Source organism: Streptomyces sp. NPDC104096 (assembly GCF_055584385.1).
In genome coordinates this window covers 52,149-75,286 of sequence record NZ_JBVJMD010000046.1, presented here as the reverse complement: position 1 = coordinate 75,286, position 23,138 = coordinate 52,149, and the positions used below count along the sequence as shown (strand labels likewise).

Annotated in this window: 22 protein-coding genes and 1 pseudogene; 11 read left to right on the top strand and 12 right to left on the bottom strand. The window is 72.8% G+C overall.

Annotation, left to right across the window (positions count from 1 at the left end; translation table 11 throughout):
- Positions 1-285 precede the first annotated feature (285 nt).
- Entirely contained in the window at positions 286-768 is a 483-nt protein-coding gene (locus ACZ60B_RS32975; protein WP_469393546.1) for a hypothetical protein, read from the top strand.
- Between the two features lie 39 nt (positions 769-807).
- Here ACZ60B_RS32975 and ACZ60B_RS32970 read toward each other — a convergent pair whose 3' ends face one another.
- A complete protein-coding gene (locus ACZ60B_RS32970) occupies positions 808-2,148 on the bottom strand; it encodes an esterase-like activity of phytase family protein (protein ID WP_469393544.1) in 1,341 nt (446 codons plus the stop codon).
- Between the two features lie 501 nt (positions 2,149-2,649).
- On the opposite strand from ACZ60B_RS32970, the gene ACZ60B_RS32965 reads away from it, so the two are divergent.
- On the top strand, positions 2,650-2,832 hold the full coding sequence (locus ACZ60B_RS32965) for a hypothetical protein (protein WP_129796572.1): 183 nt from the start codon (positions 2,650-2,652) through the stop codon (positions 2,830-2,832).
- A gap of 154 nt (positions 2,833-2,986) precedes the next feature.
- Here the strand turns inward: ACZ60B_RS32965 and ACZ60B_RS32960 are convergent, their stop codons facing one another.
- The 3 genes from ACZ60B_RS32960 to ACZ60B_RS32950 form a co-directional block, all read right to left on the bottom strand.
- Positions 2,987-3,940, bottom strand: a complete 954-nt coding sequence (locus tag ACZ60B_RS32960) for a hypothetical protein (RefSeq protein WP_469393542.1) — start codon at positions 3,938-3,940, stop codon at positions 2,987-2,989.
- 137 nt (positions 3,941-4,077) lie between these two features.
- The gene (locus ACZ60B_RS32955; RefSeq protein WP_469393552.1) at positions 4,078-4,374 is read right to left on the bottom strand and encodes a hypothetical protein; all 297 of its coding nucleotides are present in this window, start codon (positions 4,372-4,374) and stop codon (positions 4,078-4,080) included.
- 208 nt (positions 4,375-4,582) lie between these two features.
- Positions 4,583-5,116 (bottom strand): PadR family transcriptional regulator, encoded by a 534-nt coding sequence (locus ACZ60B_RS32950; RefSeq protein ID WP_469393540.1) that lies wholly within the window; start codon positions 5,114-5,116, stop codon positions 4,583-4,585.
- A gap of 189 nt (positions 5,117-5,305) precedes the next feature.
- On the opposite strand from ACZ60B_RS32950, the gene ACZ60B_RS32945 reads away from it, so the two are divergent.
- Complete coding sequence (locus ACZ60B_RS32945) at positions 5,306-6,067, top strand: alpha/beta fold hydrolase (RefSeq protein ID WP_469393538.1); 762 nt, start codon at positions 5,306-5,308, stop codon at positions 6,065-6,067.
- Positions 6,068-6,095: 28 nt separating this feature from the next.
- On the opposite strand, the gene ACZ60B_RS32940 is transcribed toward ACZ60B_RS32945, so the two are convergent.
- Positions 6,096-6,695 carry a class I SAM-dependent methyltransferase gene (locus tag ACZ60B_RS32940; protein ID WP_469393536.1) on the bottom strand — a complete coding sequence of 200 codons (600 nt, stop codon included), beginning with the start codon at positions 6,693-6,695 and terminating at the stop codon, positions 6,096-6,098.
- A gap of 152 nt (positions 6,696-6,847) precedes the next feature.
- Between ACZ60B_RS32940 and ACZ60B_RS32935 the strand changes: the two genes are divergently transcribed.
- From ACZ60B_RS32935 to ACZ60B_RS32915, 5 genes are all read left to right on the top strand, one after another.
- Positions 6,848-7,621 (top strand): MHYT domain-containing protein, encoded by a 774-nt coding sequence (locus tag ACZ60B_RS32935; protein WP_469393534.1) that lies wholly within the window; start codon positions 6,848-6,850, stop codon positions 7,619-7,621.
- A gap of 63 nt (positions 7,622-7,684) precedes the next feature.
- Positions 7,685-10,210, top strand: a complete 2,526-nt coding sequence (locus tag ACZ60B_RS32930) for a sensor histidine kinase (protein ID WP_469393532.1) — start codon at positions 7,685-7,687, stop codon at positions 10,208-10,210.
- A complete protein-coding gene (locus ACZ60B_RS32925) occupies positions 10,207-10,644 on the top strand; it encodes a roadblock/LC7 domain-containing protein (RefSeq protein WP_469393530.1) in 438 nt (145 codons plus the stop codon). The genes ACZ60B_RS32930 and ACZ60B_RS32925 overlap by 4 nt, the downstream gene beginning before the upstream one ends.
- 22 nt (positions 10,645-10,666) lie before the next feature.
- Entirely contained in the window at positions 10,667-11,077 is a 411-nt protein-coding gene (locus ACZ60B_RS32920) for a DUF742 domain-containing protein (protein ID WP_469393528.1), read from the top strand.
- A 248-nt stretch (positions 11,078-11,325) separates the two neighbouring features.
- On the top strand, positions 11,326-11,931 hold the full coding sequence (locus tag ACZ60B_RS32915) for a GTP-binding protein (RefSeq protein WP_469393526.1): 606 nt from the start codon (positions 11,326-11,328) through the stop codon (positions 11,929-11,931).
- Positions 11,932-11,958: 27 nt separating this feature from the next.
- Here ACZ60B_RS32915 and ACZ60B_RS32910 read toward each other — a convergent pair whose 3' ends face one another.
- Positions 11,959-12,387 carry a PPOX class F420-dependent oxidoreductase gene (locus ACZ60B_RS32910; protein WP_469393524.1) on the bottom strand — a complete coding sequence of 143 codons (429 nt, stop codon included), beginning with the start codon at positions 12,385-12,387 and terminating at the stop codon, positions 11,959-11,961.
- A 94-nt stretch (positions 12,388-12,481) separates the two neighbouring features.
- Between ACZ60B_RS32910 and ACZ60B_RS32905 the strand changes: the two genes are divergently transcribed.
- Both ACZ60B_RS32905 and ACZ60B_RS32900 read left to right on the top strand, forming a co-directional pair.
- The gene (locus ACZ60B_RS32905) at positions 12,482-12,895 is read left to right on the top strand and encodes a roadblock/LC7 domain-containing protein (protein ID WP_469393522.1); all 414 of its coding nucleotides are present in this window, start codon (positions 12,482-12,484) and stop codon (positions 12,893-12,895) included.
- Positions 12,896-13,020: 125 nt separating this feature from the next.
- Positions 13,021-13,637 (top strand): annotated as a pseudogene (locus ACZ60B_RS32900) (DUF6397 family protein).
- A gap of 1 nt (position 13,638) precedes the next feature.
- Here ACZ60B_RS32900 and ACZ60B_RS32895 read toward each other — a convergent pair.
- Both ACZ60B_RS32895 and ACZ60B_RS32890 read right to left on the bottom strand, forming a co-directional pair.
- Positions 13,639-14,505, bottom strand: coding sequence for an acyl-CoA thioesterase (locus ACZ60B_RS32895; protein ID WP_469393520.1), 867 nt, complete (start codon positions 14,503-14,505; stop codon positions 13,639-13,641).
- Between the two features lie 19 nt (positions 14,506-14,524).
- On the bottom strand, positions 14,525-17,038 hold the full coding sequence (locus tag ACZ60B_RS32890) for a DEAD/DEAH box helicase (protein WP_469393518.1): 2,514 nt from the start codon (positions 17,036-17,038) through the stop codon (positions 14,525-14,527).
- A gap of 145 nt (positions 17,039-17,183) precedes the next feature.
- On the opposite strand from ACZ60B_RS32890, the gene ACZ60B_RS32885 reads away from it, so the two are divergent.
- Complete coding sequence (locus tag ACZ60B_RS32885) at positions 17,184-17,978, top strand: metal-dependent hydrolase (protein WP_469393516.1); 795 nt, start codon at positions 17,184-17,186, stop codon at positions 17,976-17,978.
- A gap of 80 nt (positions 17,979-18,058) precedes the next feature.
- Here ACZ60B_RS32885 and ACZ60B_RS32880 read toward each other — a convergent pair whose 3' ends face one another.
- From ACZ60B_RS32880 to ACZ60B_RS32865, 4 genes are all read right to left on the bottom strand, one after another.
- Positions 18,059-18,346: a type B 50S ribosomal protein L31 gene (locus ACZ60B_RS32880; RefSeq protein ID WP_469393514.1), complete on the bottom strand. Its 288-nt coding sequence runs from the start codon at positions 18,344-18,346 to the stop codon at positions 18,059-18,061.
- 51 nt (positions 18,347-18,397) lie between these two features.
- Positions 18,398-18,868 carry a DUF5709 domain-containing protein gene (locus ACZ60B_RS32875; RefSeq protein ID WP_469393512.1) on the bottom strand — a complete coding sequence of 157 codons (471 nt, stop codon included), beginning with the start codon at positions 18,866-18,868 and terminating at the stop codon, positions 18,398-18,400.
- Between the two features lie 422 nt (positions 18,869-19,290).
- The gene (locus ACZ60B_RS32870; RefSeq protein ID WP_469393510.1) at positions 19,291-21,072 is read right to left on the bottom strand and encodes an ABC transporter ATP-binding protein; all 1,782 of its coding nucleotides are present in this window, start codon (positions 21,070-21,072) and stop codon (positions 19,291-19,293) included.
- Positions 21,069-22,967, bottom strand: a complete 1,899-nt coding sequence (locus ACZ60B_RS32865; RefSeq protein ID WP_469393508.1) for an ABC transporter ATP-binding protein — start codon at positions 22,965-22,967, stop codon at positions 21,069-21,071. Before ACZ60B_RS32865 ends, ACZ60B_RS32870 begins: the two co-directional genes overlap by 4 nt.
- Positions 22,968-23,138: the final 171 nt, after the last annotated feature.

Here is a 23,138-nt window from a genome sequence, read left to right as displayed (position 1 = left end):
TCGTTCGAGGACTTCGACGTCGACGCGGCCGCCGCGCGCGGGATGGCGTTCGAGCGCCTGGACCAGCTCGCCATGGACCACCTCCTCGGCACCCGCGGCTGAACGCACGCGTGCCTGACGGCACGTGCACACGGCTGAACACACGCACGCGTGCGTGTTCGCATGGCCTCGCCGTGGCCGGCCCCCGCGCGGAATGACCCGGAATCATGCGGTCCACGACCTGATTCCGTGTCAACCTCCGTGCGGGGGTCGCATCAGGGCCGGTACGGCGCGACCCTGGGCGGTATGGCCATACCGCCCGTACCGCCACAGCCGCCCGAGCCGCCGGGCGGCGGATTCGGACCGCCTCCCGGCCCCTCCGGCCCCGCTTCCGGAAACCACGAAGGGGGCTACGGCCCCCCGCCGGGAGGCGACAGCGGGTACGGCCCGCCGCCCCAGGGCCCGGGCGGGCCGGGACGGCGCCGCAATCCGTTCCTCCTGCTGCTCGCGGCGGTCGTCGCCGTCGGGATCGTCGTCGCCGTCGTGGTCCTGACGACCTCCCGGAACGACGACTCACCCGCACGGAAGCCGGCCGGGGGGAGCAGCGCGAGCACCACCCCCGCGCCCTCCTTCGGTCTTCCGACCGAGCTGCCCAGCACCCTGCCGAGCGGGTTCCCCACCGAACTGCCGACCGGACTTCCCACGGAACTGCCGACCGAGCTGCCGACCGCGCTTCCCACCGAACTGCCGAGCGACCTGGTGTCGTTGCTCCCGTCGCTGGAGCCCTGACGGCGGGCGCGGACGACGGTGGGCGTGGACGGCCGTGGGTCAGATGCCCCGCGGCAGCCGCACGTAGGTCACCGTCGTCTCGATACCGCTGTCGACCAGTCGGCCCTGCGCGTCGAAGGCGTCCGCGCCGTCCGTCATGCCGAAGTCGTTGTCGTTGACGAGGGCGAGCGTGTCGTGATCCACGCGCGCGACGCCTTCGATCTTCCCCGGTACGCCGGCGACCCGGCCCAGATCGACGACCAGCCGCTTGGCCGGCACCGGGACGCCCGCGGCCGCCGGATCGTCGAGCTGCTCCAGGGACGGCGACGTCGTGTCGTCGTCCCAGACGCTCCCGAGAATGTCGTCCCTGCGGTCCAGACGGATCAGTTGCAGCCGGGCGGCCTTGTCGGTGCGCTCCTCGACCAGCAGCCGGTCGCCGCCGACGGCGACGACCGAGGAGATCTTGAGCTCGGAGGTGTCGTCCTCGCTCGGGTCGACCACGTTCACCGGGTCGAAGCGGTAGGCGTACTCGGCGGTGACCGCCCGCTTCCTGGGGGAGAAGCGCAGCAGCCGGGTGGTGCGCGAGGCGCTCCCGGCGTCCGCGTCCGGCAGGGACAACGGGCTCTGCAACGCCATCACCAGATCGCCGCAGGGCAGTTGGGCGAGTCCCTCGAAGCCGCGGTTGACCTTCCGGTGCAGCAGCACGGCCGGCAGCGACTGGACCACCGGGTAGTCCGCACCGGTGAGCTCCAGCCCCTCGGGCACGTAGCGGACGAGCACCCTGCCGCGCGCGGAGACATGCACGAGGGAAGGCCCGTACTCGTCGACCAGCCAGAAGCTGCCGTCCGCGGCGCGCACGATCCCCTCGGTGTCCAGCCCGTTCGGGTTGTACGACAGGGGTGTCGACGCGTCGTAGGAGTACGGGGCCTCGTCGCGTCCCGCCAGGTTCGACAGGCCCGTCACGGGCTTCCCGGACGACGTGGTGAGCGGGATGGCGTCGAGCACCTTCACGCTGTCGCCGGAGACCCGGATCTTCACGATCGCCGGGTCGAAGCCGGGGACCGGGAACGTGCGGCGCTTGGTGCCGCTCACCTTGATCTGGCCGTTGGGCCCACGGTCGGTGATCGTCCAGAACTCGCCCTTGCGGCCCGCCGGGTAGATGTCGCTGCCGATGCCGCCGAGGTCGACGCCACGGTCGTCGTCGACGGTCCCGGGCAGCAGCGCGTTGCTGAACGTGCCGAGCGGAAGGTCGCCGAGCGTCGCCGAGCGGACGACGCGGGCGTCCTCGGAGGGCGCGCTCGCGGCCGGGCCCGCCGCCACGAGTGCGGCCAGTACGGCGAGGGGCACACCCGCCGCGACGGAACGTTGGACGCGGCGCCGGCCGGTGGCGAGCGGGGACATCGAGCCTCCTGGGGAGCGGGTTGCGGAAAAGCCGTCAGATGCGGGGCGAGATCGCCGAGTTGGGTCGTACGCACCAAGTGCGTCGACAGCGGACAGAGTTGGGTCTCTGGTCGAACGCCGCACGACGGCCTGGTTAACGCGGGACGGCGGCCGCTTGGCGGACCGGCACCGAGCCGCGCACGGGCCCTGATCCCCTCGGCCGGGCACACGCCGACCGCGTCTTCGGGCAGGTCCGCCGGGAGGGGTGCCGGCAGTGCCGGCCGGGCCCGTCCGGCGGGGCGTCGAACGGTGGCTCCGGCGGGATGGCACGGACGGCGCGCCCGGCCCGAACCGCCCTGGAGTGTGATGCATGTCACGTCACGGTGGGGCGGCCTTTCCTCTCTCAGGGGCCCGTAAGGGTCGGGCGTCAGGGACCTCTCAGGGGCGCGAGAAGGAACCGCGGGAGGCGCGGGCCCGTTTTCACAGCAGAGAGCGGCAGGGGCCGCGAAGGAGGCGACGCACATGTCGAAGAACGCGAAGATCGCCGCGGGAGGGGTGGCGGCCGGGCTCATCCTGCTGATCTGGCTGCCCTGGTGGGCCGCGCTGCTGATAGTCCTGGGAGTTCCCGCGGCCGCGTACCTCGCGCTGGACCCCTCGCAGCGGCGCAGGCTGCGCAGGGTCGGCCGCAAGGAACTGGGGCGCTGACGCGTCCGTCTCCGTCCACGGGCCCGCGGACGGCGTGACCCGCGGACGGCCGACCGCGCGACGGGCGCGGTTGCGGGGTGCGGAGCGGGGCGGAGCACGCCCCGTGCACCGGTGTGCCGCCAGGTCCGCGACCTGCGGCACACCCGTGCCGGCTTCAGTTCGGGCGTACGGCCATCTTGTCGAGGGCCGCCAGCAGACCGGGCAGCTCCGGCCCGCGCCCCACCGGCAGAACCTCACCGGGCTCGTCGTCCAGCAGGACGAACGCGATGTCGTCGGTCCTCGCCACCAGCGACCAGCCCGGACCGTCGGCGCGCAGGGTCCGCGCGTCCCCCGATCCGAAGGAGGACCGCACCCGACCCAGGGGCGGCGGCGAATCGACGTACGCCCAGGCCTCCGCGAGGACGCGCCGGATCCCCTGGTGGCGGGGCTCCTTGGGAGCCGTCCTCCCGGGCTTCTCGGCCTTGTCCTCGGCCTCGGCCCCGGACGACGCCCCGGAGTCCTCGCCGGCGCCCGCGGGGGCTCCCTCGGCGCCACCGGCGCCCTCTGCCGCCGTGGCGGCGCCGTCCGGGCCCTCGGCCGCCCCGGGATCCTTCGAGGAGGGGCTGAAGGCGTCGTCGTCGAGCTGCTCCCGCCACCGTGCCCACTGCATGGCGATCTCGTCCGCGCCCAGTCGCCGCTGGGCCGGGCCCCAGGCACTCGTGTCCGGCGGGCACAGGGGCGGGCCGTCCCCGTCCTCCGGGGCCGGATCGTGCGGTGCCGGCACGCCGGGCGCCGCGACCGCCACCGCGAGGGGCCAGCCGGGCAGGGCGGCCACGACGGTCCGCTCCTCGGGCGACAGGTCGTACTCCAGGCCGCAGTCCCAGGTCGCGATCGCGACGGCGACCAGCGACACGTCGTCGATCGCGACCGTCCAGCGCGCCCCGCCGCCGTCCTGCCCCAGCACGAGGCCGTAGCCGTCGACGAGAGGGGCGAGACCGAGGGCCGCGCAGGCTTCCGGGTAGTCGTCGCCCAGCACGCTCGGGAATTTCGCCGGCGTCAGCAGCAGCGCCGTGAGCACGTAGAGCGCGTCGTCCGCGGCGGCGACGGTGTCCTCGTCCGTCCCGGCCATCTCAGCCTCCCCATAGGTTCGTCCATCGGCGCGCACCCTAGTGTGCCCGAAAGCCGCTTGTCACGGCTCCCAGGCACATGCGGAACTGCGGTTTTCCGTCGGGACGGGACGAATCGGCCACCCGTGGCCAGGGTCCCTCAGGCCGTCGGGAGCCCGAGAAGGTCGCGCGCCACCGCGTCCGGCGACACGTCGCGCTCCCGGGCGAGCGCGATGACGGCGCGGCACGCCAGTTCGCTCACCCCGAACGAGAGCGCCTCCGGCGACACCCAGCCCTCGGCCTCGGCGATCCGTTCCTGATCGTCCTCCGCGCGGGCCGCGACGTACACGGCGGCCGCCTCGAACAGGTTGTGCGTACGCCGCTTGCGGTCGGTCCCGGCCTCGGGCCCTCCCGAGCCGAGGACTCCCGTGCACATCCTGCGGATCCGGTCGAACACGCGCACTCTGTCGGACACGCTGACCATCCTCCCCTGTGCGGTCGCCCGGGGATCGGTCATCCCCTCGTTCCCAACGTAGAGTTGAAGCCCCGGCGGCAGAAGAGGGACGCCGCGGTGAAGCGGTTCGGGCGGATCGTACGGATGCGGCGGCCGGATCCCTGCCGGGTCGGCATCCGGGCGATCCCTGCCGGGACGGTACCCGGACGTGTCAGCCGGCCGGAGACTCCAGCGTGTCCAGGGTGCTTCGCAGCCAGGCGAGTTCGGTGCGGGAGGTGGCGCGCGCGATGGTCAGGATGCCGCGCCTGAAGGGATCGTCCACCTCCTCGGCGCGCAGCGGGCGGTCGCCGGCGTAGAAGAAGCTCGCCGGTTCCTCCAGGAACGCCAGTCTGCGCCGCAGCACGGCCGACTGGGCGCCGGGGTCGTCCAGATGGCGGAGGAAGGCGAGCACCGTGAACCAGCGGTTCTCGTCGGTGATGTCGCGCTGGACGGGTTCGGCGAGCCGGTGGCGCAGTTCGCGCCTGCCCTCGTCGGTGAGCGTCAGGACGTGCCGTGGTGCCGCCACCGCGCCCGGCCGGGTGGCGCGGGCGAGCAGCCCGGCCTGCTCCATGCGCTTGATCGCGGGATACAGCGTGCTCTCGGCCACCGGCCGCACGTGTCCCGTGAGGGCGTTGATGCGTTTGCGCAGCTCATAGCCGTGCAACGGGGCTTCGTACAGGAATCCGAGGATGGCGAGCTCGAGCATGCCCGCATTCTCGCCCACCGGCGCGGCGCGTCTCGCGGAGTGCGTCCCTCTCCCGTGCGTCCCTCCCCGCGCATCCTCCTCCTCATGCATCGTCTCCGCTATACATCGACCTCGATGTATAGTCGGCCGGGCGCCGAAGGGCGGAGTCGGTGTCAGGTTCGATGGCGAGTGACGAGTGGGGGAGCCGGGATGAAGCAGGCCGAGTTCGACGGCAAGGGCAACTGCGTCCGTTGGACGGAGACGCCGGGAACGGAACCCGCGCGGGTGTACGTGCACGGCCTCGGCGCGACCTCGGCCGTGTACCACGCCCATGTCGCCGCCCGTCCCGAACTCGCGGGGCGGCGCGGTCTGTTCGTGGACCTCCCCGGGCACGGCACCAGCGACCGGCCCGCGGACTTCGGCTACACGCTCGCGGACCACGCGGACGCCCTGGCCGCGGCGCTGGACGCCGCCGGTGTGACGGGCGCCGAACTCGTCGGGCACAGCATGGGCGGCTCCGTCGCCATCGTGCTCGCCCGGCGGCGGCCCGACCTCGTGTCCCGGCTGGTCCTCACCGAGGCCAACCTCGACGCCTTTCCGCCGGTCACGGCGGGGAGCAGCGGTATCGCCTCCTACGAGGAGGACGCCTTCGTCGACGGCGGCCACGCGCGCGTGCTGGAGCGGGTCGGACCGCTGTGGGCGGCGACCATGCGGCTGGCGGACCCGCGCGCCCTGCACCGTTCCGCCGTGGGGCTCAGGAAGGGTTCGGATCCGGTGATGCGCACCCTCCTCGAAGAACTGACGATCGAGCGCGTGTACGTGCAGGGTGAGCGGAGCGGCGAACTCGAGGGCAGGGCGGCCCTGGAGGCCGCCGGGGTGCGGGTGGTGACCGCGGCCGGCGCCGGCCACAACGTCATGTTCGACAACCCCGACGCGTTCGTCGCGGCGGTCGCGGGAAGCGACCTGGGCTGAGTCTCCCGGCCGGTCGCGGCCGAGTGCCTCAGCCCGCCCGGACCGCCAGGGCCAGGAACCGCGCGTCCTCGTCGACGTACGACGTCATGCGCCATCCCGAGGCGGCCAGCAGCGGACGCAGGCGGGGTTCCGCGCGCAGGTCCTCCGGGCCGATCCCGCGGCCCTGGCGTGCGGCCAGCGCCCTTCTGCCGATCGGGTGGAACAGTGCCAGCGTGCCGCCGGGACGCACCACGCGGGCCAACTCCCGGAGGTTCTCGGCGGGACGGGGCAGATGGGAGACGAGCCCCGCCGCGAACACCGTGTCCAGCGACTCCGAGCGCAACGGGAGCGCGGTGACGTCGGCGAGCAACAGCCGCCCGTTCCGGTCCTGTCCGGCCCGTGCCGCCGCCTCCAGCATGGCCGGGGTCAGATCGGCTCCGACGACCACGCCCGAGGCACCCACGGCGGCCCGCAGCGGCCCCAGGGCGCGTCCGGTGCCGCAGCCCGCGTCGAGCACGCGGTCCCCCTCGCGCAGGCCCAGGGCGGCGACGGCGGCCGCGTAGGCGGGGCCGTCGTCGGGGAACCGGGTGTCCCAGCCGGCCGCCCGGGCGGTGAAGAACTCCTGGACGTGCGTGTGATGGTCGCTCATGTTCCGCATGATCCCGCACCGACACCGGAGACGTCTCGGCGCACATGTTCGAGCTTCGGGCGATCGCTCCGACACGTATATGCGCCATATTCCAGCAGATTTCGAAATGCGCCCCCTCCGTGCTCCCGTGCCCCGACTAGCGTCCACGGGCCATGGGACACCTGGACCACGCCGGCTTCGGCTGGCTCACCCCCGCGCTGTCGTACGTGATGGCGTGCACAGGGGCCGCGCTGGGACTCCGCTGCACGGTCCGCGCCCTCGGCGCCACCGGGCGCTCGCGCCGCAACTGGCTGCTCACCGCGGCCTCGGCGATCGGTACCGGCATCTGGACGATGCACTTCGTGGCCATGCTCGGCTTCGACGTCGGCGGCACGGACATCCGCTACGACGTGCCGCTCACCGTCCTCAGCCTCGTGGTCGCCATGATCGTCGTGTCCGCCGGGGTCTTCGCCGTCGGCTACGGCCGCCACCGCACCCGCGCGCTGCTCCTCGGCGGTCTCACCACCGGGCTGGGCGTCGCGAGCATGCACTACCTCGGTATGGCCGCGATGCGCCTGCACGGCCGCGTCGGCTACGACCCGCCGCTCGTCGGGCTCTCCGTCCTGATCGCCGTCGTCGCGGCGACCGCGGCGCTGTGGGCGGCCCTCAACATCAAGTCGCCGGTCGCGGTCACCGTCGCCTCCCTCGTCATGGGAGTCGCCGTCAGCAGCATGCACTACACCGGGATGTTCGCCGTGAGCGTGCGCGTCACGCCCTCCGGCGCGGCCCTGCCCGGGGCCTCGGCGATGCAGTTCATCTTCCCCCTCGCCGTGGGCCTCGGGTCCTACCTCTTCCTGACCTCGGCCTTCGTCGCGCTGTCGCCGACGACGGGGGAGCGCGAGGCATCCGCCTCGGCCCAGCGCACGGCCGAGAGCGTCGCCCGCTAGCGGGCCTGCCGCGCCGGTGGATCCGCGCGCGGGCCCCACGAACCACTTCCGAGCGAGGAGGCCATGCGTACACCCCGCAGGATCGCCCCGGCCGGCGCCGAGACGCCGCCTCCGTCCCCGGCACGCGGTCGCCGCGCACACGCCGGACCACCCGCCGACGAGGGCCCCGACGACTCCTCGGCCGCGCCGACGGACGGCCCGCACGGGCGCGCGGGCCGTCGGCGGATGCGGCCCCGCACCGTCCGGGCCAAGATCGTCTGCCTGCTGATGGTGCCGGTCGTGTCACTGCTGGCGCTGTGGGCGTCCGCCACGGTCAGCACCGCTCAGGACGTCTCCAGGCTGCGGGAGTTGCAGCGGGTGGACGCCCAGGTCCGGGCCCCCGTCGCGGCCGCGGTCGCCGCCCTCCAGGCCGAGCGCGCCACGGCCGTGCGGTACGCGACCGATCCCGCCCTCGCCTCCGGCGGCGACTACCGCGAGCTGAGTCGGCGCACCGACCGGGCCGTCGCGAAGCTGCGCCTGGGCGACCGCAACACCGTCGCCGACGGCCAGGAGATGCCCGCCGGGGTGGCCCGGCGGCTGGCGGCCTTCGTCATGGGAACCGAGGAACTGCGCACCCTGCGCGCCGACGTGCTCGCCGGCCGCGCCGGATGGGAGGAGGCGTACCGGCGCTACACGGACAGCATCACCGCCGCCTTCCGCGTCGACGGAGCGCTGACCGGCATCCAGGACGCCGACCTCGGCTCGGACGCGCGCGTACTGCTCGAATTCTCCCGAGCGGGGGAGGCGCTGGCCCAGGAGGACACGGTGCTCGCCGGCGCCCGCCTCGCCGGCACCCTCGACGGGGAGCGGCTGAGGCTGTTCACCGGGGCCGTCGACACCCGTCGCGCACTGACCGAATCGGCCGTCGTGGACCTGCGCGGCTCCGAGCGCGCCGCCTGGCGGAGCCTCTCCGAAAGCGGCGCCTACGCCGCCGTGGAGGCCGTCGAGGACCGGGTCCTCGCGAGCGGCTCCGGCCCGCGCGCGATCGACGCGGCATCCGGCGCCACGTGGGACGACGCGCACACGCGCGTGCAGGGCGGCATGCGCGCCATCGAGCAGGACGCCGCGCGCGGCGTCGCCGACCGGGCCGACCCGTTCACCCGCGGCCTGTTCACCCCGGCCGGCGCCGCCGTGCTGTTCGGGCTCGTCGCCGTCGCCGCGTCGCTGGTGATCTCGGTCCGCATCGGACGCGGCCTGGTCGTCGAACTGGTCGGCCTGCGCAACAGCGCTCTGGACATCGCCCGGCGCAAACTGCCCGAGACCATGCGCAGGCTGCACGCGGGCGAGGAGATCGACGTCCGGGCCGAGGCACCGCCCGGACCACCCGCGGAGGACGAGACCGGCCAGGTCGCCGAGGCCCTCGGCATCGTGCACCGGGCCGCGCTGCACGCCGCCGTGGAGCGTGCGGAACTGGCCAGCGGCATCTCCGGCGTGTTCGTCAACCTGGCGCGCCGCAGCCAGGTCCTCGTCCACCGCCAGCTCAGCCTCCTCGACAGCATGGAACGCCGGTCGGACGACCCCGACGAACTCGGCGACCTCTTCCGCCTCGACCACCTCACCACCCGGATGCGGCGCCACGCGGAGAGCCTGATCATCCTCTCCGGCGCGGCCCCCGGCCGGGCGTGGCGCATGCCGGTCTCCCTGACGAACGTGGTCCGCGCCGCCGTCTCGGAGATCGAGGACTACGCACGCGTGGAGGTACGACAACTCCCCGAGGCGTCCGTCATCGGCACCGCGGTGGCCGACCTCACCCACCTGCTGGCCGAGATCGTCGAGAACGCGGCCCAGTTCTCACCGCCCCACACGCACGTGCGCATCACCGGCGAACCCGTCGGCAACGGTTACGTGATCGAGGTCGAGGACCGCGGACTCGGCATGGGCAAGGAGACGCTCACCGAGGCCAACCGGCGCATCGCGCAGTCCGCGGCCCTGGATCTCTTCGACAGCGACCGGCTCGGCCTGTTCGTGGTCAGCCGGCTCGCGGCGCGCCACGACATCAAGGTGCAGCTGCGGACCTCGCCCTACGGCGGCACCACCGCGGTCGTCCTGCTGCCCACAGCCCTGTTGCACAGCGGTGCGCCGGAACGCCCTCCCCGTGCGGCCGGGGAAACGGAGCGCACCGTGGAACCACGTGCCTACGCGCGCGTGGCGGTCGCCACCGCGCACCAGGAAGCCGTTCCGCCGCCCGCCGACCGGCCCGCGCTGTCCGCCCCCGCGCAGACCGCGGCGGCCGGCGGCACCCAGGACCCACCCCCCGGAGTCGCCACCTTGCGCCTGCACCGCCCCACGGACGACGCCACGGGATCCGACGGCCTCCCGCGCCGGGTACGGCAGGCGAGCCTCGCCCCCCAACTGCGTGAGCGGGCCGCCGAGGAGCCGGAGCAGCCGGCCGACCCGGGCAGTGACGACGGACGCACACCGGAACTCGTAAGGGACCGCATGACGGCCTTTCGCGCGGGCTGGACACGCGGCGGAGGCAGACAACCCGGCCGCGGGGCCACCCCGGGCCCCGCACCGCTCAGCGACCGAGGCGAAGGAGACCCCGCATGATCCAGGACCCGAGCACGAGGGCGGCCGGGCGGTCCGGCGAACTCGACTGGCTGCTGGACGACCTGGTGACGCGCGTGCGCGAAGTCAGGCACGCCGTGGTGCTGTCCAACGACGGCCTCGCCGTGGGCGCGTCGACCGACCTGAGCAGGGAGGACGCCGAACACCTGGCCGCGGTCGCCTCCGGCTTCCACAGCCTGGCCAAGGGCGCGGGCAGGCACTTCGGCGCCGGTGGGGTACGCCAGACGATGGTGGAGATGGACGACGGCTTCCTGTTCGTGGCCGCCGCGGGCGACGGCTCCTGCCTCGCCCTGCTGACCGCCGTGACCGCCGACATCGGCCTGGTGGCGTACGAGATGGCACGCCTGGTCAAGCGCGTCGGCGAACACCTGCGCAGCGCGCCGCGCGCCACCGCGCGCCCGCCGGCCGGTGGATGAGGCGAGGGAACGGCCGGCGAAGATGACCGAAGACAGGCGCGAGGCCCCGCACGAGCGGGGCAGCCAGTGGTACGACAACGAGGCCGGGCCCCTGGTGCGCCCGTACGCCATGACGGGAGGACGGACCAGGTCCGGCCCCGCCGGACTGCGCTTCGACCTGATCGCGCTCGTCACCCTCGACCCGGCCGCGCCCGGAGCCGACGACGTCGGTCTCGGCCCGGAGCACCGCTGCCTCGTCGATCTGTGCCGTCCGGAGACCCAGTCCGTCGCCGAACTCGCGGCAGGCGCCGACCTGCCCGTCGGCGTCGTCCGGGTTCTCCTCGGCGACCTGCTGGAACTGGGCTGCGTCACCGTCAGCCGGCCGGTGCCTCCCGCACAACTGCCCGACGAACGGATCCTGCGCGAAGTGATCGAAGGGCTGCGTGCGCTGTAGGCGGACGTTCACCCCCGTCCGGACCCGAAAGGACGTGCACACCGTCCACTTCGGCGGCCCGATGTTCAGCGAACGCGCGCAGATCGGTCCAGACATTCCACAAACGGTCGAACGTCCCATGAAAGGGGCGCAGTTGTCATGATGCTGACTTCGTGAACCCGCCCCGGAGCCACGGGCGGACCGTCCGCCGGGGCGTGCCGCACCCGAACGGACGTCGGCCGTGGCCCGACTCCCGAGAGAAGTGATCGATGGTCTCCGAGCACTCCGAAGACATGGACGGCGACACGACCGCCCTGGCGTTGAAGATCCTGGTCGCCGGCGGGTTCGGCGTCGGCAAGACCACCCTCGTGGGCGCGGTCAGCGAGATCAGGCCGCTGCGCACCGAGGAACTGCTCAGCGAGGCCGGCCAACTGGTGGACGACACCGACGGCGTCGACCAGAAGGTCACGACGACCGTCGCGATGGACTTCGGGCGCATCACCATCCGCTCCGGCCTCTCCCTGTACCTGTTCGGCACTCCCGGCCAGGACCGCTTCTGGTTCCTGTGGGACGAGCTGTCGCAGGGAGCCCTCGGGGCCGTGGTCCTCGCCGACACCCGGCGGCTGGAGGCCTGCTTTCCCGCCGTGGACTACTTCGAGCACCGCCACATCCCGTTCGTGGTGGCCGTCAACTGCTTCCCGCGCGCCCGGACCTACGACGCCCGCGAGGTCTCCTCGGCCCTCGACCTCGACCAGGGAACGCCCGTCGTGCTGTGCGACGCCCGTGACCGCGACTCGGGGAAGGAAGTCCTGATCCGGCTCGTCGAGTACGCCGGGCGGATGCACACCGCCCGGCTGCTCGACTCGGTGGGCTGACGGTCGGTCCTCGGACCGGCGGCACCGTCAGTCGGCGACGCCCTTCTCCGCCAGGACCTTCTCGACCGCGACCCGGACGAGGAGTTCACCCGGGACGCCGTTGCGGGCGCCGATCTCCTCGGCCCGGTCCTCGCCCATGTACCGGGCGGCGATACGAGTGGCCCAGTGCCGAACGTCGTCCAACTCCTCCGAGAGCACCGCACGTCCGTGCAGCACCACGAAGTCGAACGGCGGCCGGTCGTCGTCCACGCACAGGGCGACCCGGCCGTCCCTGGCCAGATTGCGTCCCTTCACAGTGCCCTTGCCGGTGTTGAACACGATCTCGTCCCCGTCCAGCAGGAACCAGATCGGCGCCACGTGCGGGCTCCCGTCGGCCCGGACAGTGGACAGCTTCCCCGTGCGCGTCCCGTACGAGACGAACGCCCGCCACTCGTCATCGGTCATCTTCTGTGCCATGTCCACATCCTCCTTGCCGGGCGCCCGGAGGTGGGGAAGGCTGGCGGGGGAGATCCTCCGGTCAGGGGGAGACGTCGCACGGGGAGACCGGATCATGGCGCAGAACCAGGGACTCGGCTGGCTGCTGGACGACCTGACCGAGCGTGTCGAACACGTACGGCACGCCTTGGTGTTGTCCAACGACGGACTGGTGACAGCCGCGAGCACAGGACTACGACGGGAGGACTCGGAGCATCTGGCCGCCGTGTCGTCCGGACTGCACAGCCTGGCCAAGGGCTCGGGACGCCACTTCGGCGCGGGACAGGTGCGTCAGACGATGGTCGAGTTCGACGACGCCGTCCTGTTCGTCACCGCCGCGGGCACCGGCAGCTGCCTGAGCGTCCTCACCGGCGCGCAGGCCGACATCGGCCAGATCGCCTACGAGATGACACTCCTCGTCAACCGAGTCGGCGAACACCTGGGACTGGACGCCCGCCAGCCCGAACGAGCCCCGGTCATAGACCTCTGACCTGCGGTTCTCATCCTCCGTCGAGTTATCCACAGGCTCGCCACGAGAACCGCCCACGCGGCTACGGTTTTTCTCACGGCAAGCGCGCACGGCGCGAGTCACCGACGTCACGGGGGAGACCGACCATGTCCGTCCACACGCTCACGACACCGCACGCCCCCACCATCGCGACCGGCCGCGCCGCCCGGGAACCGGGACCCGGGCGGGGCGAGTTCGCCGCCGGGGAACACCGCGGACCGCCGAGCGGGCGTACCCCCGAAGCGCTGCGGGACCGACTGCGCGCGGGAGTGGACCTGCGTCCCCGCACCTGGCGGGGACGGCACCTGGAATTCCTGCTGCGGCAGGCCGACGACCCCTGGCAGCGCGCGGGCGCCCTGGCCGCTCTGCTCACCCCGACCGGATCGCCGCGACCGTCCCGGATCCCCACGATCGTGCCAGGGCCGACCGGTTGCGGCCGGACCCGCCCGCCCAGGGCGCTCCCGGCTCACCGTCCGCGCGGATCGCCGAGACGATCGCCACGGCGGCCGACCCGGACGGGATCGGCCGGCTCAGGGCCGATCTGGCGCACGCCGTCGAACAGGCGCGCCGGGACCGGCCCGGGCCACGCCCCGCACCCCACAGGACCGCGAACGCGGAGCGCCGGACCCCGGGGCGCGAAGCCCGAAGCGCCGCGACACACGTGCCGGACCGGCCCGAGCGGACGCGCGGCCTCCTGAGCCGGCCGTGCCGCAGAAGCCCGTGACCTACAGGGCCCGGAACAGACCCTCCTGGACGACGGACACCAGCAGGCGTCCCTCCAGGTCGTAGATCCGTCCGCGGGCCAGGCCCCGTCCGCCCGTGGCGATCGGCGACTCCTGGTCGTAGAGGAACCACTCGTCCGCGCGGAACGGCCGGTGGAACCACATGGCATGGTCCAGCGACGCCATGTCGAAGTTCCGCCCACCCCACAGGGGTTCGACCGGGATGCGGACGGCGTCCAGCAGGGTCATGTCGCTCGCGTACGTCAACGCGCACGTGTGCACCAGCGGATCGTCCCCGAGCGGCCCGACCGCGCGCATCCACACCGCGCTGCGCGGTTCGGCGCCCTCGACGTCCTCGGCGTTCCAGCGCAGCCGGTCCACGTACCGGATGTCGAAGGGCTGACGGCGCGCCATCCGCTCCAACTGCTCCGGCAGTGTTCCCAGATGCTCCCGGATCTCCTCCGCGACCGTCGGCAGGGACTCCGGGGCCGGCACCTTGCGGGCCGGCGGCAACTGGTGCTCGAAGGGACCTTCCTCAGGCCTGTGAAAGGAGGCGGTGAGATTGAAGATCGTACGGCCCTGCTGCACGGCGGTGACCCGGCGGGTGGTGAACGACCGCCCGTCCCGGACCCGCTCGACCTGGTACACGATCGGCACACCCGGACGGCCGGGGCGCAGGAAGTACGCGTGCAGCGAGTGCACCGGGCGCTCGCCGTCGGTGGTGCGCCCGGCGGCGACCAGCGCCTGGCCCGCCACCTGGCCGCCGAAGACCCTTTGCAGGGACTCCTGCGGGCTGCGGCCACGGAAGATGTTGACCTCGATCTGCTCCAGGTCCAGCAGGTCGACGAGCCTCTCGGCCGGATTCGTCATGGGCGGGACTCTCCTCGGCTCACAGCTGGCCGACGTCGGTGACACGGACGACGGCGCGGCCCTCGGCGTCCGAGGCCGCGAGGTCGATCTCGGCGCTGACGCCCCAGTCGTGATCGCCGCGCGGGTCGTCGAAGATCTGCCGGACCCGCCACAGGCCGTGCTGCGGCTCCTCCTCGATCAGGAGCAGCTTGGGACCGCGGGCGTCCGGGCCGGTGCCGAGTTCGTCGTACTCGTCCCAGTACTTGTCCATCGCCTCGCCCCAGGCGTCGGCGTCCCAGCCGGCCTCGGCGTCCATCTCGCCCAGCTCCCCGACCTGGTCGAGAGCGGCGAGCTCGACGCGGCGGAACATGGCGTTGCGGACCAGGACACGGAAGGCGCGCGCGTTGGCGGTGACCGGCTTGACCTGGTCGGCCTTCTCCTGGGCCTCCTCGGCCGTCATTTCCTCCGGGTTGGCCAGCTGCTCCCACTCGTCCAGCAGGCTGGAGTCGACCTGGCGCACCATCTCGCCCAGCCAGGCGATCAGGTCCTCCAGATCCTCGGACTTCAGATCGTCCGGGATGTTGTGCTCGAGGGTCTTGTACGCGCCGGCCAGGTAGCGCAGCACGATGCCCTCGGTGCGGGCCAGCTCGTAGTGGGAGACCAACTCCGTGAAGGACATCGCCCGCTCGTACATGTCACGGATGACGGACTTCGGGGACAGCGGATGGTCGCCCACCCACGGGTGGCTCTTGCGGTAGGTGTCGTAGGCGTGGAAGAGCAGCTCCTCCAGCGGCTTCGGGTAGCCGATGTCCTGGAGCCGCTCCATGCGCTCCTCGTACTCGACGCCGTCCGCCTTCATCGCGGCGACGGCCTCGCCGCGCGCCTTGTTCTGCTGGGCGGCGAGGATCTGCCGCGGGTCGTCCAGGGTGGACTCCACGACCGACACCATGTCCAGCGCGTAGGACGGCGACTCCGGGTCCAGGAGTTCGAACGCGGCCAGCGCGAAGGTGGAGAGCGGCTGGTTGAGGGCGAAGTCCTGCTGGAGGTCGACCGTCAGACGCACGATGCGGCCCGTGGCGTCCGGCGTGTCGAGCTTCTCCACGATGCCGCCGTCCAGCAGGGAACGGTAGATCGCGATCGCGCGCCGGATGTGCCGGAGCTGCTGCTTGCGCGGCTCGTGGTTGTCCTCCAGGAGCCGGCGCATCGCCTCGAAGGCGTTGCCGGGCCGGGCGATCACCGACAGCAGCATCGTGTGCGTCACCCGGAAACGGGAGGTCAGCGGCTCCGGCTCGGAGGTGATGAGCTTGTCGAACGTGGTCTCGGTCCAGGCGACGAAGCCCTCGGGCGCCTTCTTGCGGACCACCTTCCGGCGCTTCTTGGGGTCGTCACCCGCCTTGGCGAGCGCCTTCTCGTTCTCGATGACGTGCTCGGGCGCCTGCGCGACCACGAAGCCCGCCGTGTCGAAGCCGGCCCGCCCGGCCCGGCCCGCGATCTGGTGGAACTCCCGGGCCCGCAGGGTACGCACCCGATTGCCGTCGTACTTGGTCAGAGCCGTGAACAGCACGGTGCGGATGGGCACGTTGACACCGACGCCGAGCGTGTCCGTGCCGCAGATGACCTTCAACAGACCGGCCTGCGCGAGCTTCTCCACCAGGCGCCGGTACTTCGGCAGCATGCCGGCGTGGTGGACGCCGATGCCGTGCCGCACGTAACGGGAGAGGTTGCGGCCGAACTTGGTGGTGAAACGGAAGTTGCCGATCAGCTCGGCGATCCGCTCCTTCTCGTCCTTCGAGCACATGTTGATGCTCATCAGCGCCTGCGCGCGCTCCACGGCCTGCGCCTGGGTGAAGTGCACGATGTAGACCGGCGCCTGCCTGGTGTCCAGCAGGTCGGTGAGCGTCTCCGTGAGCGGGGTGTACCGGTACTCGTAGGAGAGCGGCACCGGGCGGTTGGCCGAGCGGACCACCGAGGTGGGGCGGCCGGTGCGCCGGGTCAGGTCCTTCTCGAAGAAGGAGACGTCGCCGAGCGTCGCCGACATCAGGACGAACTGTGCCTGCGGCAGTTCCAGCAGGGGGATCTGCCAGGCCCAGCCGCGGTCCCCTTCCGCGTAGAAGTGGAACTCGTCCATGACGACCTGGCCGACGTCGGCGTCCTTGCCGTCGCGCAGCGCGATCGACGCGAGCACCTCGGCGGTGCAGCAGATCACCGGTGCGTCCGCGTTGACGGATGCGTCACCGGTGAGCATGCCGACGTTCTCGGTGCCGAAGATCTTGCACAGTTCGAAGAACTTCTCCGAGACCAGCGCCTTGATCGGGGCGGTGTAGAACGTGACCTCGTCCCGGGCGAGCGCCGCGAAGTGCGCGCCCGCCGCGATCATGCTCTTGCCCGAGCCGGTGGGCGTCGACACGATCACGTTGGCACCGGAGACCACCTCGATCAGCGCCTCCTCCTGGTGGGGGTAGAGCGTCAGACCGCGCTCCTGGGCCCACGACTCGAAGGCTTCGTAGAGGGCGTCGGGGTCTGCGGTCGGCGGCAGCTGATCGATGAGGGTCACGCACCCATATTGCCTGGCCTCGGGCCCGATGCGGGAATCGGATACCAGGCCGAAGATCATGACCGCTACGCTGTGTCGCCGACGGAGCGTCAACGCACCCGGTCAACTGGACAGCGGCACACGAGGAATAGGGCGGGCAACGGCCATGATGGGACCAGCACACTCACTGTCGGGCGCCGCCGCCTGGCTCGGCGTAGGGGCGGCGACCGCCGCGGCCGGGCATCCCATGCCCTGGCCCGTCGTGGTGGCCGGTGCTCTGATCTGCGCCGGTGCCGCTCTCGCTCCGGACCTCGACCACAAGGCCGCCACCATCTCCCGCGCCTTCGGCCCGGTCTCGCGCTGGCTCTGCGAGATCGTCGACAGGCTCTCGTACGCCGCCTACAAGTCCACCAGGAAGCCGGGCGACCCGCGCCGCTCCGGCGGACACCGCACGCTCACCCATACCTGGCTGTGGGCGGTCATGATCGGCGCGGGCACCTCGGCGGTGGCGATCGCCGGCGGCCGCTGGGCGGTGCTGGCGATCCTCTTCGTGCACATGGTGCTGGCCATCGAGGGCCTGCTGTGGCGGGCCGCCCGCGGCTCCAGCAGCGACGTCCTGGTGTGGCTGCTGGCGGCGACCACCGCGTGGATCATCGCCGGGGTGCTGGACAAGCCCGGCAACGGCTCGGACTGGCTGTTCACGGCACCCGGCCAGGAGTATCTGTGGCTGGGCCTGCCGATCGTCCTCGGCGCCCTGGTGCACGACATCGGGGACGCCCTGACCGTCTCGGGCTGCCCGATACTCTGGCCGATCCCGCTGGGCCGCAAGCGCTGGTACCCCCTCGGTACCCCGAAGGCGATGCGCTTCCGGGCCGGCAGCTGGGTCGAGCTCAAGGTGCTGATGCCCGTGTTCATGGTGCTCGGCGGGGTGTGCGGCGCGGCGGCGCTCAACTACATCTGAGGCGGCACGTACGCCCCGGGCGGCACGTCCGTCCGGGGGGTCGCGCCCGTCGGGCGGTGTCGGCCCGCGCCGGTGGCGGCTCAGGCCGCCCCGCCTCCGTCGGCACCCTGCCCGTCCTCACCGTCCTCACCGCCGTAGCGACGCTCGAACCGGGCGACGCGGCCCTCGGCGTCCACCGTGCGGGCCTTGCCGGTGTAGAACGGGTGGCTCTCCGAGGAGATCTCCACGTCCACGACCGGGTAGGTCTTCCCGTCGTCCCACTCCACGGTCTGGTCGCTCCTCGCGGTCGACCGGGTGAGGAACGCGTACCCGGCGGCGCGGTCGCGGAAGACCACAGGGCGGTACTCGGGCTGCTCTGCCTGCTGCATGGATGTTCCTCCTGCCGGCGTACCGGACCCGGCGGGCCGGGGGCGGCGGACTCAGCCGGACAGGCTGTCCTCGTCGACGATGTGCATCGCGGCCTCCTCCGCGGAGGCCGCCGCACCGTCGATGCCGACGTCCGTGGCGACCAGGGCGCTCTCCTCGTCCTCGTGCGTCCCCTCGTCGGGGGCCACGAGCCTGCCGGAGCGCAGGGCGCCCACCTCGTTGTCGAGGACTTCGCCGTCGGTGCCCTCGCAGTCGCCGATGCCGTCGCTGTCGGGGACGTCGAGATCCGGCATCTCCTCCGCCAGGCGCTGGTCCAGCGTCTCGCCGCGGTGCCGCTCCGCGGCGGTGACGTCGGAGCGCTCCACCGCCCACGGCCGCTCGGGAGGGGACCAGCCCCGGTCGAGAGGATCACCGACGCCGTCGTTCTCCAGGGTGTCTTCCACGTCGAGGAGCCCCGTGTCGGCCTGGACATCGGATCCGTCGGGCTGGTAGACGTCGTCTCCCCATCCGTCGGCGCTGTTCACGGGTACCTCCAGGTCGTGGGAACGGGCCCGCTCGTACCGCGGTCGGCGATCGGCCGCCGCCGCACGGGGCGCAGGCTGCGCGCGGCACGCACCGAAGGATTCCCGGGTGCTTCCGGAACCTGTGCCGCTTTCCAGCGTTCCACCCGGGTTCGGGACTGCGCAACGCCAGAGCGCGAGGAGCCGCCCACCGTCGGCACGCGCGCGGCCCTCCCGGACCGCCCCGAGCGCCCTCGCCGACGCCCCTGCGGGAGTCCCCGGGAGCCCGGCCGCCCTACGGGGTCCCGCCTTCCCGCGCGCGGGGGACAAGCCCCGCGGCCGCCGAGGCCGGCCCTGCCGGACCCGCCCGGCGGCCCCGAAGCCGAGGCCGGGGCAGCTCCGCGGCGCGCCGACACAGCCGTGCCCGTCCGGCGCCGGCGGCTCCCTCAGCCGTGCCAGGACCGCCACAGGGCCGCGTACGCGCCGTCCGCCGCGACCAGCTCGTCATGGCTGCCCAGCTCACTGATGCGACCGTTCTCCACGACCGCGATGACATCCGCGTCGTGGGCGGTGTGCAGACGGTGGGCGATGGCGATCACCGTACGGCCGTCGAGCACGCGGGCCAGGGAGCGCTCCAGGTGACGTGCCGCCCGCGGGTCGAGCAGCGAGGTCGCCTCGTCCAGGACCAGGGTGTGCGGGTCGGCCAGCACCAGCCGGGCCAGCGCGATCTGCTGGGCCTGGGCCGGGGTGAGCGCGAGGCCGCCCGAGCCGACCTCGGTGTCCAGACCGTCGGCGAGGGCGCGCGCCCAGCCGTCCGCGTCGACGGCGCCGAGCGCGGCCCACAGCTCGGCGTCCACCGCGTGGGTCCGGGCGAGCAGCAGGTTGTCACGCAGGGAGCCCACGAACACATGGTGTTCCTGGTTGACCAGGGCCACGTGCGAGCGGACCCGCTCGGCAGGCATCCGGGACAGCTCGGCGCCCCCGAGGGCGATGCGGCCCGCCCGGGGCGCGTAGATGCCGGCGAGCAGCCTGCCCAGGGTGGACTTGCCCGCGCCGGAGGGGCCGACCAGCGCCAGCCGGGTGCCGGGCGCGACCGCGAGCGAGACCTCGCGCAGGACGTCCACCCCCGCGCGGTAGCCGAAGTGCACCCGGTCCGCGTGGACGTCGCGCCCGTCGGGGGACACCGACTCGTCCGCGGCGTCGGGCTCGATGTCCCGTACTCCGACCAGCCGCGCGAGCGACACCTGGGCCACCTGCAACTCGTCGTACCAGCGCAGGATCAGGTTGACCGGGTCGACCAGCATCTGCGCGATCAAGGCGCTCGTGGTCATCTGGCCGATCCCGATCCAGCCCTGGAGGACGAACACCCCGCCGATCAGCACGACGGAGGCGATCACGGTCGCGTGCGTGACGTTGACGACCGGGAAGAGCACGGACCGCAGCCAGAGCGTGTAGCGCTCCCATTGTGTCCACGAACTGATGCGTTGGTCCGACTGCTCGACGCGGCGGGCGCCGAGCCGGTGCGCCTCGACGGTGCGCCCGGCGTCCACGGTCTCGGCGAGAGCGGCGGCGACGGCGGCGTATCCGGCGGCCTCGGAACGGTATCCGGAGGGTGCTCGTCGGAAGTACCAGCGGCAGCCGACGATCAGCACCGGCGCGGCGAGCAGCACGGCCGGGGCCAGCGGCGGCGCGGTGACGACGAGTCCGCCGAGCAGCAGCACCGTCCACATCACGCCGATCGCGAGCTGCGGCACCGCCTCGCGCATGGCGTTGCCCAGCCGGTCGATGTCCGTGGTGATCCGGGAGAGCAGATCGCCCGTGCCCGCCCGCTCCAGGACGCCCGGCGGCAGGCCCACCGACCGCACGAGGAAGTCCTCGCGCAGGTCTGCCAGCATCCGTTCGCCGAGCACCGCGCCCCGCAGCCGAACCTGCCGCACGAACACGGCCTGGACGACCAGGGCGATCACGAACAGGGCGGCGGTGCGCTCCAGATGGAGTTCCCGCGCGTGGTCCGACACGCGCTCGACCAGGCCGCCCAGCAGCCAGGGACCGACCATCGAGGTGATCACCGCGACCGTGTTGACCGCGATGAGCATCAGGAAGGCAGGGCGGTGGCGGCGGAACAGTTCGGCCACGTAGGCGCGTACGGTCGCCGGGGCGCCGACGGGCAGGGTGCTCGCCGTCGTCGGGGCCGCCGGGTCGTAGGCCGGTGGCGCCACGCCGATCATGCGGTCTCCTCGATCTCTTCCAGGGCGCCCCGGAAGGCGCCGTCGTCATCGGTCCCGGCGGTCCCGGCCGGTGTGGTCGGCGCGGCCGGCACGGTCGGTGCGGCCGGTCCGGACGGTGGGGTCTCCGAGGGCGTCTCCGGACCGGTGGCGAAGACGGGCTCGTCGTGTGTCTCCCGTGTGACCACAGCCCGGTACCGGGGCTCCGTGAGCACCAGCTCCCGGTGCTCGCCGACCGCGGCGACTTCGCCCTCGTGCACCAGGACGACCCGGTCGGCGCGGTCCAGGAGCAGCGGTGAGGAGGTCAGGACCACCGTCGTGCGGCCCGCTCGCAGCCGGCTGACGCCCTCCGCGATCCGCGCCTCGGTGTGCGAGTCGACGGCGGAGGTCGGCTCGTCCAGGACGAGCACCTCCGGGTCCGTGATCAGCGACCGGGCCAGCGCGAGCCGCTGGCGCTGGCCGCCCGAGAGGGAACGTCCGCGCTCGGTGACGCGGGCGTCCAGCGGGTCCTCGGCGTCGAGCGAGCCCTGCACGAGCGCCTCCAGGACGTCCCCGCACTGTGCGGCCGCCAGGGCCGCCCGCGGATCGACGTCACCGGAGGCGGGGACGTCGAGCAGTTCGCGCAGCGTGCCGGAGAGCAGCACGGGGTCCTTGTCCTGGACGAGGACGGCCGTCCGCGCCGTGTCGAGGGGCAGTTCGTCCAGCGGTACGCCGCCGAGCAGCACGGAGGTGTTGCCGGCTTCCGCCGGATGACCGCCTAGCCGATCGGCGAGCCGTCCCGCCGCGTCCGGGTCGCCGCAGACCACCGCGGTGAGCCTGCCGACGGGGGCGAACAGTCCGGTGTCCGGGTCGTACAGGTCTCCTGACGGGACGTCGGCCGGGCGCGAGCCCCCGGTGTCGGTGGAGCGCTCCAGCGACAGCACGCCCGCGGCCCGCCGGGCCGAGGGCCGCGAGAAGGAGTACGCCATGGCGATCTCCTCGAAGTGACGCAGAGGGTAGGTGAGCACCATGACCGAGCTGTAGACCGTGACGAGTTCGCCGACGGAGATCCGGCCCTCGCGGGCCAGGTGGACGCCGTACCAGACGACCGCGATCAGCAGCAGGCCGGGCAGCAGGACCTGGATCGCCGAGATCAGGGACCACATCCGGGCGCTGCGCACGGCGGCGTGCCGGACCTCCTGGGAGGCGCGGCGGTAGCGGTCGAGGAACAGGTCCTCGCCGCCGATGCCGCGCAGCACGCGCAGACCGGCGACGGTGTCCGAGGCCAGCTCGGTGGCGCGTCCGGCCTTCTGGCGCTGGAGGTCGGCCCGTCTGGTCGCGCGCGGCAGCAACGGCAGCGCGGCGAGGGCCAGTACGGGCAGTCCCACGGCGACGACCAGGCCGAGCGCGGGCTGGTAGACGACCAGCCCCACGCAGACCAGGACGACGGTCAGCGCGGCGGCGGTGAAGCGGGAGACGGCCTCCACGAACCAGCCGATCTTCTCGACGTCGCCCGTGGAGACCGCCACCACCTCGCCGGCGGCGACCCGGCGGGTCAGCGCGGAACCCAACTGCGCGGCCCTGCGGGCCAGCAGCTGCTGCACGCGGGCCGCCGCCGTGATCCAGTTGGTGACCGCGGCCCGGTGCAGGAAGGTGTCGCCGACGGCGATGCCCACGCAGCACAGGGCCATCAGGCCGCCGGAGAGGGCCAGTCGGGTGCCGGAGCGGTCGACGACGGCCTGGACGGCGTAGCCGACGCAGAAGGGCTGGGCGGAGACGGCCGTGAAGTGCAGCAGGCCCCAGGCCAGCGACCGGATCTGACCGCCCAGCTGGTTCCGGCCGAGCCACCACAGGAACCGGGGGCCCGAACGTACGTCGGGCACGCCCGGGTCGGGATACGGAAGGTCTTGAATCTGCATGACGTCCAAGTGGCTCGTGTCAGGGGGCGGGCGGGGAGAGGGGACGGAGGGCAGGGAAGGGCGGAGCCGCGAGACGCGGCAACAAACCGTGAAAGGTTCGCGTCGGAGCGTGGTCAAAATCAACCTGTTTTTCCGGGGCGCCGAACGGTTCAGGCTGCCCGGTCCGCGCGA

What these genes read in the sequence shown, in the direction of transcription:
- ACZ60B_RS32975 (WP_469393546.1), top strand. Translation starts at nt 286, where the DNA reads ATGGCCATACCGCCCGTACCGCCACAGCCGCCCGAGCCGCCGGGCGGC.
- ACZ60B_RS32970 (WP_469393544.1), bottom strand. Translation starts at nt 2,148, where the DNA reads ATGTCCCCGCTCGCCACCGGCCGGCGCCGCGTCCAACGTTCCGTCGCG.
- ACZ60B_RS32965 (WP_129796572.1), top strand. Translation starts at nt 2,650, where the DNA reads ATGTCGAAGAACGCGAAGATCGCCGCGGGAGGGGTGGCGGCCGGGCTC.
- ACZ60B_RS32960 (WP_469393542.1), bottom strand. Translation starts at nt 3,940, where the DNA reads ATGGCCGGGACGGACGAGGACACCGTCGCCGCCGCGGACGACGCGCTC.
- ACZ60B_RS32950 (WP_469393540.1), bottom strand. Translation starts at nt 5,116, where the DNA reads ATGCTCGAGCTCGCCATCCTCGGATTCCTGTACGAAGCCCCGTTGCAC.
- ACZ60B_RS32945 (WP_469393538.1), top strand. Translation starts at nt 5,306, where the DNA reads ATGAAGCAGGCCGAGTTCGACGGCAAGGGCAACTGCGTCCGTTGGACG.
- ACZ60B_RS32940 (WP_469393536.1), bottom strand. Translation starts at nt 6,695, where the DNA reads ATGAGCGACCATCACACGCACGTCCAGGAGTTCTTCACCGCCCGGGCG.
- ACZ60B_RS32935 (WP_469393534.1), top strand. Translation starts at nt 6,848, where the DNA reads ATGGGACACCTGGACCACGCCGGCTTCGGCTGGCTCACCCCCGCGCTG.
- ACZ60B_RS32930 (WP_469393532.1), top strand. Translation starts at nt 7,685, where the DNA reads ATGCGTACACCCCGCAGGATCGCCCCGGCCGGCGCCGAGACGCCGCCT.
- ACZ60B_RS32925 (WP_469393530.1), top strand. Translation starts at nt 10,207, where the DNA reads ATGATCCAGGACCCGAGCACGAGGGCGGCCGGGCGGTCCGGCGAACTC.
- ACZ60B_RS32920 (WP_469393528.1), top strand. Translation starts at nt 10,667, where the DNA reads ATGACCGAAGACAGGCGCGAGGCCCCGCACGAGCGGGGCAGCCAGTGG.
- ACZ60B_RS32915 (WP_469393526.1), top strand. Translation starts at nt 11,326, where the DNA reads ATGGTCTCCGAGCACTCCGAAGACATGGACGGCGACACGACCGCCCTG.
- ACZ60B_RS32910 (WP_469393524.1), bottom strand. Translation starts at nt 12,387, where the DNA reads ATGGCACAGAAGATGACCGATGACGAGTGGCGGGCGTTCGTCTCGTAC.
- ACZ60B_RS32905 (WP_469393522.1), top strand. Translation starts at nt 12,482, where the DNA reads ATGGCGCAGAACCAGGGACTCGGCTGGCTGCTGGACGACCTGACCGAG.
- ACZ60B_RS32895 (WP_469393520.1), bottom strand. Translation starts at nt 14,505, where the DNA reads ATGACGAATCCGGCCGAGAGGCTCGTCGACCTGCTGGACCTGGAGCAG.
- ACZ60B_RS32885 (WP_469393516.1), top strand. Translation starts at nt 17,184, where the DNA reads ATGATGGGACCAGCACACTCACTGTCGGGCGCCGCCGCCTGGCTCGGC.
- ACZ60B_RS32880 (WP_469393514.1), bottom strand. Translation starts at nt 18,346, where the DNA reads ATGCAGCAGGCAGAGCAGCCCGAGTACCGCCCTGTGGTCTTCCGCGAC.
- ACZ60B_RS32870 (WP_469393510.1), bottom strand. Translation starts at nt 21,072, where the DNA reads ATGATCGGCGTGGCGCCACCGGCCTACGACCCGGCGGCCCCGACGACG.
- ACZ60B_RS32865 (WP_469393508.1), bottom strand. Translation starts at nt 22,967, where the DNA reads ATGCAGATTCAAGACCTTCCGTATCCCGACCCGGGCGTGCCCGACGTA.